This window comes from Escherichia sp. S10b, from assembly GCF_028421345.1.
GTDB lineage: Bacteria > Pseudomonadota > Gammaproteobacteria > Enterobacterales > Enterobacteriaceae > ECMA0423.
Window position 1 is genome coordinate 44,005 of sequence record NZ_JAHZSO010000157.1, and the last position, 8,775, is coordinate 52,779.

An 8,775-nucleotide genomic window follows, 5' to 3' on the forward strand; every position below is an offset into this window, starting at 1 on the left:
TTACTTTTGAAAGGCTTTTTTTAAGCTGATTCTGGAAATCAGCTCAGTCAGTGAAAGGACCATTGTTGATCGCACAGCCTGTTGATAGCGCTGAATTTGCATTGCATACAAACTGGAGTCTGCTGGTTCAAACTGTGGCGGCGGTGGTAACGCCGCCACGCAGTGCAGTTCACCAAAGGGTCCAAGGATCTCGTCGTCGGTAAAGGCGTACTCGTTGCCGTCGTGATTTAGTTCTTCACGCAATGCCATCAGCAGCTCCGCATCTTCGTATTCCTGGCGGTTAATGACGCCCAACCCGTAAATGAGTTTTAAACGCACAGAAAGATCGCCCAGCGGACCGTCGCCGTCGAGTAACGGTTCTACAGCATACTTCACCGCGTAATCGTCTTTGCGGAATACCTGAAGCACCAGAAGATTTACCGCCTCGGTCAAAAGCTCGACGGCGGTGATCAGAAAGCTTCGCACGGTTTTGCCAGCATTCAGACGCTCAAGCACACGGTTTTCAAAGGCCTGGGTTTGTTCCATTGTTGCCTGCATATCTGACAATCTGTTATTCGGGCGCAGGGTGTCCTGCGCCTGGTCCACCATTATTGCATTGCTTTATAAGCGGTTACCGCCTCGGATACAACCTCGCTGTTGGCATCAAGACCGGAAATCTGTGCCAGCGCCGCCTGCGGACCTTTGTCAGCGATCAGTGCTGCCAGTTCCTGAGCCTGCGGATCATCTTCACTGCGGAAGTGCATTGCACCAGCAATCCCCTGAATCAGATTCTTGTGCGGAAGGCTGTATTCCAGCGTACCGAGCAGTGGCTTGATCAGACGGTCGCCAGCACTCAGTTTACGCAGCGGCTGACGGCCTACGCGCTCTACATCATCTTTCAGATACGGGTTCTCAAAACGACCGAGGATTTTCTGGATGTACGCCGCATGTTTGTCTGCGTCAAAGCCGTAGCGCTTGATCAGTACCGCACCACTTTCTTCCATCGCACCTTTTACCACCGCGCGGATTTTCTCGTCGAGAATAGCGTCACGAATGGTCTGATGACCGGCCAGTTTTCCGAGGTACGCGGTTATAGCATGACCCGTGTTCAGGGTGAAGAGTTTACGTTCGACAAATGCCATCAGGTTGTCGGTTAACTCCATGCCTGGGATGTTCGGCAGTGTGCCTTTGAACTGCGTTTTATCGACAATCCATTCGCTGAAAGTTTCTACCGTCACTTCCAGCGGATCGTTAGTTGCCGAAGCCGAAGGCGGTACGATGCGGTCAACGGCGGAATCGACAAAGCCAACGTGTTCTTCTACCCACGCTTTGGCGTCTTCCGGCAGGGCGTTCATCACATGGCCTTTCAGCTGCGTGGTACCGCGTACCATGTTTTCACAGGCGATGATGTTCAGCGGGGATTCATTACCTTGTTCTTTGCGTTTCACCAGCCCTTTGGCGATAGCCGGAGCAATACGTTCCAGCACAACCGGGCCAACGGCGGTAGTGACTAAATCGACCTGAGCAATCAGATCAACGACATCATCACCAATGCTGCTGACAGCATTGACGCCGGAAACGGTATCTACCTGCTCGGTTTCACCAACCACATGAACCTGATAGCTATGACGGGCATTCAGGGCATCAAGTACCACCTGATTGACATCGGCAAACGTCAGTTGGATACCCGCGTCTGCCAGCAGTTTACCGATAAAGCCACGACCGATATTACCTGCGCCAAAATGTAATGCTTTCATAGTATTAACCTTCATCAATGTTTTTACCCGAGAGGGCTGGGGTGAGGCTTTTCCCTCACCCAAACCCTCTCCGTGAGGAGAGGGGCCGCGCCGGATGCGGCGTAAGCGCCTTATCCGGCCTACAAGAACGTGCAAATTCAACAAATTGTGATGCATCCTGTAGGCCTGATAAGCGTAGCGCATCAGGCAATTAACCCCACCTTCTCCATGTGGAGAGGGTGGGATTGGATTACTTACGACCTGCCAGCAGTTCCAGCACTTCATCCACGCTGGTGGTGTGTGCCAGACGCTCGATGACGGACTCATCATCCAGTGCATTGGTCAGGCTGGTGATAACCTGAATGTGCTCGTTGTTACGGGCTGCAATACCAATCACCAGACGGGCAATGTCATCTTCTTCTTCACCGAAGCGCACGCCTTCCGGGTACTGGCAGAACACCACGCCCGTTTTCAGTACGCGATCTTTCGCTTCAACCGTACCGTGTGGCACCGCGATAGACTCACCCAGATAAGTCGGGGTCAGTTTTTCACGATCCAGCATCGCCTGAACGTATTCCGGCTCAACGTAACCGCCTTTCACCAGCTGCTCGCCAGCAAAACGAATCGCTTCTTCTTTGGTTGCTGCTTTGCGACCGAGGAAGATGTTCTCCGCGCCCAGTTTGAACAGGTTAGCACTGGAATCGTCAAAGCTGTCTTTCAGACTGTCTTTCACTTTCACTTCGTTTTCAGTATGGCGCTGGGCAGCAACGAGACGTTCGGTTAGGCTGGTGTACAGGCCGCTGTCGAGGAAGTTGGTCAGCGAAATATGCTGCGCCTGCGGAACCTGGCGCATAGCGCGTTCGGTCAGGTCACGGTGAGTGATGACGAGGTCCACATCTGGCGGCAGGTTGTTGATCGCGCTGTTAGTGACCGAAATCTGTGACAGACCTGCATCCTGAATTTTCTTACGCAGCACGCCTGCGCCCATCGCACTTGAACCCATACCGGCGTCACAGGCAACGATGATTTTACGTACGTGGCTCAGGTCGTTAGTCACATCGCCCGCAGACAGCGGAGATGTGCCTTTAGACTCAGCTTTCATGTCCTGCATACGACGAGTTGCTGCTTCAATATCATCTTCTTCTTTCACTTTGCTGGTTTTCAGCAAAATAGCAGAGACAACGAAGGAGACAGCCATCGCCGCACACACACCCGCGATGTTAGCGAAATAAGCACCTTTTGGTGTCATCGCCAGTACAGCAAGGATAGAACCCGGAGATGCCGGAGAAACCAGACCACCGCCCAGGATAGTCAGCGTGAACACGCCAGTCATACCGCCGAGGATGACTGCGAGGATCAGACGCGGATTCATCAGCACATACGGGAAGTAGATTTCGTGGATACCACCCAGGAAGTGGATGATTGCCGCACCGCCCGCAGACTGTTTAGCGCTACCACGACCAAAGAACATGTACGCCAGCAGCACGCCCATACCTGGACCTGGGTTAGCTTCAATCAGGAAGAAGATTGATTTACCCAGTTCATGGGACTGCTGAATACCCAGCGGCGAGAAGATACCGTGGTTAATGGCGTTGTTGAGGAACAGGATTTTCGCCGGTTCAACAAAGATAGACGCCAGCGGCAGCATGTCATGGACAACCATGAAGTTAACGCCCGCAGCCAGCATTTTGGACAGGGCTTCAACAATCGGGCCAATGCCGAGGAATGCCAGAATAGCGAGGATCATCCCGATGATGCCTGCGGAGAAGTTATTCACCAGCATCTCAAAACCGGATTTGATCTTACCGTCTACCCAGCGGTCGAAGTGCTTAATGCACCAGCCGCCCAGCGGACCTGCAATCATAGAACCGAGGAACATCGGCATGTCTGCGCCGACGATAACGCCCATGGTGGTGATGGCACCGACTACGCCGCCACGTTCGCCGCCTACCAGCTTACCACCGGTATAACCGATCAGCAGCGGCAGGAGATAAGTGATCATCGGCCCGACCAGCTTCGCCAGCGTCTCGTTCGGTAACCACCCTGTTGGAATAAATAACGCGGTGATGATACCCCACGCGATAAACGCGCCGATATTTGGCATCACCATGTTGCTGAGGAAACGACCAAAGCTTTGCACTTTGATCTTAATATCGGATGACATAAAAACACCCCTTCTTATGTTTGCTGTCGCGCAGGCTGGAAGCCCGAGGTTTTTTGTTAATGTGGCGGCAGAGGTAGCCGGACCTTGTAGATACTGCGAAATCTGGCACTGAATCGGTTAACTGTCCAGTCGACGGCCTTTTGTGTGATATCAATCACATAAATATAGGGGGTAGAGAGGTAATTGACGTGACGTTCATCACAAAACGCTTGTGTAAAAAAGCAACAAGGCGGCGATTTTCGCTAAAAATGGCATTTAAATGTGAGTAGTGTCACATTTTTGTTTTGATGGTTTGTTGAATCTTTGTGATCTGAATCACAAGATATTTTCTTACGGCGTTCACCTGATGTGATCTACAGCATGTTATGCCTTCGTCATACAATCGTTATGTAACTAAGCAACTCATCACCTCTAAAAATTATTCTTTGGTGTTATGGCGAGAATCGCGAACCCGGATTATTGTCAAAATATCAGCCTGACTCCCTTCTGGCTGCCAGCCCAAAAACAACACTGATAAACGTGAATCCGAGGCAGATATGTTTCTAAACTATTTCGCGTTGGGAGTGCTGTTCTTCGTCTTTCTGGTGATTTTTTATGGAATCATCGCGATACATGACATCCCTTATCTGATTGCCAAAAAGCGCAACCATCCCCATGCCGACGCTATTCATACGGCGGGCTGGGTGAGCCTGTTTACTCTGCATGTTATCTGGCCGTTTCTGTGGATCTGGGCGACGCTCTATCAACCGGAGCGTGGCTGGGGTATGCAGTCACATGTTGCGTCGCAGGAGAAAGCGACTGACCCGGAAATCGCCGCACTTTCTGACCGAATTTCCCGGCTGGAGCATCAACTCGCCGCCGAGAAAAAGACTGACTATTCCACGTTCCCGGAGATCTAATTATGGATCTATTGATTGTTTTAACTTACGTGGCGCTGGCGTGGGCGGTCTTTAAAATCTTTCGTATTCCGGTGAATCAGTGGACGCTGGCGACGGCGGCGCTGGGTGGCGTGTTTCTGGTGAGTGGTTTGATTTTGTTGATGAACTACAACCACCCTTACACTTTTACCGCGCAAAAGGCAGTGATAGCGATCCCCATCACGCCACAGGTGACGGGAATTGTTACTGAAGTCACTGACAAGAATAATCAGCTTATTCAAAAGGGCGAGGTGCTTTTTAAGCTCGACCCGGTTCGTTACCAGGCGCGAGTTGACAGACTTCAGGCTGACCTGATGACGGCGACGCATAATATAAAGACGCTGCGTGCGCAGCTCACTGAAGCGCAGGCCAACACCACCCAGGTTTCAGCGGAGCGCGACCGTCTGTTTAAAAATTATCAACGTTACTTGAAAGGCAGCCAGGCGGCGGTGAATCCGTTCTCGGAACGTGACATCGACGATGCGCGGCAAAATTTCCTCGCGCAGGATGCGCTGGTGAAAGGCTCGGTGGCGGAGCAGGCGCAGATCCAGAGCCAGCTCGACAGTATGGTTAACGGCGAGCAATCGCAGATTGTGAGCTTAAGAGCGCAACTTACTGAAGCAAAATATAACCTTGAGCAGACTGTCATTCGCGCGCCGAGCAATGGCTACGTTACTCAGGTACTGATCCGCCCAGGTACATACGCAGCTGCCTTGCCGCTGCGTCCGGTGATGGTCTTCATCCCCGAGCAAAAACGGCAAATTGTCGCCCAATTTCGGCAAAACTCGCTGTTACGTCTGAAACCCGGCGATGATGCGGAAGTGGTGTTTAACGCGCTACCTGGGCAGGTGTTTCACGGCAAACTGACTAGTATTTTACCTGTCGTGCCAGGCGGTTCTTATCAGGCGCAGGGGGTATTGCAATCATTAACGGTCGTGCCCGGCACGGACGGTGTGCTGGGAACCATTGAACTGGACCCTAACGATGATATCGATGCCTTACCCGACGGCATCTACGCCCAGGTGGCGGTTTACTCCGACCATTTCAGCCATGTTTCGGTGATGCGGAAAGTGCTGCTAAGAATGACCAGCTGGATGCATTATCTTTATTTGGATCATTGAGGGGGAGGGGGGAGATTATGGAACTTTGCTCCTTGTAAGGACTAATTATTTTTGCATATTACTTCATTAGCTGCGATGATTTTTCTTTAATATTCATTATGTTAATAAGTTCTGGATGAGTGTGCTCTCATTGGATTTTTTATCCGTCTTGTTCTGCCGCAGGATGAGACTATACATCGTCGAGATCGCAATGATGATATGAGTTGTTCCTCCTGCGACGGCTCTAATCAAAAAAGAGCAGGAGTGCTTTTCCATCTATTGCGATGATGGCTTTATTATCTGAAGGATGACAGTCACATTTAAAAAATATTTAATCTATAGATCACAATGTAGGGTCATGGAATATATGTATACAACTATTTTCTTCTTCACTTTTAATTATCGTATTCATTATAAAACTAAGTTAAAAAAACTCCTGGAGAGTGAGTTATTAATATATTTTTAAATAAAATTAAGTTATCATTCATCGATGCACTTTATAGAATCATCAATGGCCATAATAGTACTATTAACTCTCAATTTTATATTTTTATCATCACTACAAATATTAACTGAATTTATATCAATAATTTTTTTATTCTTATCTTTTATTTTATTTACTGTTTCAATGCAATCAGCGGCAAGTTGGAGTGGATTTAGATTTTTCAGATATGGTCTTATGATCTTTCCCTTACTTAATAAATAGCATGTATAGGATTCGGAAAGTCCAGCATCTATTTTGTACCTCATTATATTAGATAAGGATGTGAGAAATTCCTTGTTATCATTCGCAGCCATATATGCCAGTCCGAGTTCAGCCTCTGCGGCCTTACAGGCAAAATAGCTTAGTGAACACGCTTTTCGTCCCTCTTTATTACTGGCTGATATTAGTGCCCATAATATTGCTTTGTCTGCCAAATCTAACTCTCTCTGAAATTGTCTTGCAGTAACTGCACTCGCAGAAATAGAGAAAAAAATACAATTGTTAATAACCTTGCCATATTTTTTAGTCCGTAACTGTTAATGTGCTATCTGGCTCTGAAAATATTAACTCATTTAATTTTTGCATGTCATTAGATAAACCAGTTATACAACCCTCGGAACAGAATCGAGGTCCTAAAGACGGACCAAAATCGTTTAAACAACTATGTATTGAAAATCCATTGCGATTATAAGTTCCTGTATTAACTGACGGTACTAATCGTATGCCGTCAGGTTTTCTATTGCTTGCTCCCGGGTCATTAACATTCCAACTCCATAGGCCTTGAGGTATTGGCCATCTATTTATAAATGTGTACAACGGGGATTATTTTTACATTGCATATTATTACCAGAAGCGACTGGAATACTAAGCACATCATAAAAATTATCATCACATGGTATATCTGAAACACACGAAAGCATACCTAAAGTTATACTGTATAAACAGGTGGCTAATCCCAAGGGGATCGATTCCAGAAATCGGGTTCAACGGATACTGATAAAAATTCCACCTACCTTCCAGCCCAATCGGAGCCTGAGTGTTATACCGCCCCTGCTGCGGTTAATGTTACCGATAATAGTTATAGTACAGCCCTGATTCATCATCATACTACTGCTGCGGCAGTCTGATGAACTATTGCTTTTACGGATTCTCCTTATTCTTCCTTCTATCCATTCGCTTTAGCTTTTTGAGCTCTTGAAGTTTGCTCTTTGTATCAATATTACCGTTATTTACAGCGAATTCCATCCAATAAATAGCTCTATTCAAATTATAATATTCTGATAATGTTGGATTTGTATCTGATAAAAAGACCCCATAATTAAACTGCGCTGTAACATTCCCCTGAGATGCTGATCTTTCCAAGAATCGCAATTGTTTATCAATATTATTTTTAGTAAAGCAGTAATATTGATATAGTCGAAATGATGCCTCTGAATCACCATGTTGTGATTTATACTTCAGTTTCATCAGCTTTTCTTCACTTAAATCATAGGTCATTGCTGTAGATCCCATCACACTTTCGTTTTCTTTTATTTTCACATCAGCACCATGCAATTGACCAATAAGAGAAAAATAAAAAAATAGTAACAAGCATGCTTTCATACATCTACAACCTATCTTATATCACTGGGTTTTTCTGGCGTACCTTGCATATTAGAAATGGGGTGCCCAGATGGCCCATATGTTATCCAATTACCAAGGTCTTTTGTTGTTATAGCCATTAGATCCTTATTTGAATTAAGGTTCGTTGGTGCTGTTAGCACTGTATCCATTTTTAACTTACCATTAGTTCCTCGCCCCCACCACGTCCATAGCGTGTCAGGTCCTATTACATTTGTATGTAACTCTTTAGCTAATTGGCTAGCAAATGAATTTTGTCCTTTACCTGTATTACAAGAAAATAACCAAACTGTCATCCCATCTTTATAATTCCCATCAAATTTAATTAGATATGCTAGATCTTTAGCTGTCATGATACTGCGCGTTGCGGATTCAATAGATGTGGGGGTACCATGCCCCCCGATTGTGAAAACGCCTGGGATATTAATCTCATCAGCTACAGAATGGATAAGATCACTTTCGGGGTATAAATTTATATCAACCAAACCTTGCGGATCTACATTTATGACCGGATTCAACGGATACTGATAAAAATTCCATCCCCCCTTCAGCCCAATCGGATCCTGAGTGATATACCGCCCCTGCAGCGGGTCATAATAGCGGTGGCGGTTGTAATACAGGCCGGACTCCTCATCATACTGCTGACCCGGCAGGCGAATGAGCTGCTGCAGATGATGCGGGTTCTCATCACTCAGCAGGTTGCCCCATTCATCATATTCTGCGCACCACGCTGTTGCCCCTTCCGTGCTGATGAGCGCCAGCGGCAGGCCGCGAT

General features: G+C 47.2%; 7 protein-coding genes and 2 pseudogenes. 2 read left to right on the forward strand and 7 right to left on the reverse strand.

What is annotated here, in order from left to right:
* From mtlR to mtlA, 3 genes are all read right to left on the reverse strand, one after another.
* Positions 1-588 carry a mannitol operon repressor MtlR gene (gene mtlR, locus FTE26_RS10305; RefSeq protein ID WP_000228271.1) on the reverse strand — a complete coding sequence of 196 codons (588 nt, stop codon included), beginning with the start codon at positions 586-588 and terminating at the stop codon, positions 1-3.
* A complete protein-coding gene (gene mtlD, locus FTE26_RS10310) occupies positions 588-1,736 on the reverse strand; it encodes a mannitol-1-phosphate 5-dehydrogenase (RefSeq protein WP_000645430.1) in 1,149 nt (382 codons plus the stop codon). Before mtlD ends, mtlR begins: the two co-directional genes overlap by 1 nt.
* Before the next feature lie 229 nt (positions 1,737-1,965).
* Entirely contained in the window at positions 1,966-3,879 is a 1,914-nt protein-coding gene (gene mtlA / locus FTE26_RS10315) for a PTS mannitol transporter subunit IICBA (protein WP_000093258.1), read from the reverse strand.
* A 536-nt stretch (positions 3,880-4,415) separates the two neighbouring features.
* Between mtlA and FTE26_RS10320 the strand changes: the two genes are divergently transcribed.
* On the forward strand, positions 4,416-4,778 hold the full coding sequence (locus tag FTE26_RS10320; protein ID WP_085674828.1) for a DUF3302 domain-containing protein: 363 nt from the start codon (positions 4,416-4,418) through the stop codon (positions 4,776-4,778).
* A gap of 2 nt (positions 4,779-4,780) precedes the next feature.
* Positions 4,781-5,917: an HlyD family secretion protein gene (locus tag FTE26_RS10325; RefSeq protein ID WP_000364939.1), complete on the forward strand. Its 1,137-nt coding sequence runs from the start codon at positions 4,781-4,783 to the stop codon at positions 5,915-5,917.
* Positions 5,918-6,376: 459 nt separating this feature from the next.
* On the opposite strand, the pseudogene FTE26_RS10330 reads toward FTE26_RS10325, so the two are convergent.
* From FTE26_RS10330 to FTE26_RS10340, 4 genes and pseudogenes are all read right to left on the reverse strand, one after another.
* Positions 6,377-6,897 (reverse strand): annotated as a pseudogene (locus tag FTE26_RS10330) (Imm57 family immunity protein).
* A 371-nt stretch (positions 6,898-7,268) separates the two neighbouring features.
* Positions 7,269-7,487 (reverse strand): annotated as a pseudogene (locus FTE26_RS20285) (RHS repeat-associated core domain-containing protein); the annotation flags it as partial.
* Between the two features lie 33 nt (positions 7,488-7,520).
* Positions 7,521-7,982: a sel1 repeat family protein gene (locus FTE26_RS10335; RefSeq protein WP_000642490.1), complete on the reverse strand. Its 462-nt coding sequence runs from the start codon at positions 7,980-7,982 to the stop codon at positions 7,521-7,523.
* Positions 7,983-7,993: 11 nt separating this feature from the next.
* A partial coding sequence (locus FTE26_RS10340) for an RHS repeat-associated core domain-containing protein (protein WP_050439524.1) occupies positions 7,994-8,775 on the reverse strand: 782 nt, incomplete at its 5' end.

Bases quoted from the DNA above. Each gene is read 5' to 3' on its own strand.
- FTE26_RS10320 (WP_085674828.1), top strand. From the start codon at position 4,416: ATGTTTCTAAACTATTTCGCGTTGGGAGTGCTGTTCTTCGTCTTTCTG.
- mtlD (WP_000645430.1), bottom strand. From the start codon at position 1,736: ATGAAAGCATTACATTTTGGCGCAGGTAATATCGGTCGTGGCTTTATC.
- FTE26_RS10325 (WP_000364939.1), top strand. From the start codon at position 4,781: ATGGATCTATTGATTGTTTTAACTTACGTGGCGCTGGCGTGGGCGGTC.
- mtlA (WP_000093258.1), bottom strand. From the start codon at position 3,879: ATGTCATCCGATATTAAGATCAAAGTGCAAAGCTTTGGTCGTTTCCTC.
- FTE26_RS10335 (WP_000642490.1), bottom strand. From the start codon at position 7,982: ATGAAAGCATGCTTGTTACTATTTTTTTATTTTTCTCTTATTGGTCAA.
- mtlR (WP_000228271.1), bottom strand. From the start codon at position 588: ATGGTGGACCAGGCGCAGGACACCCTGCGCCCGAATAACAGATTGTCA.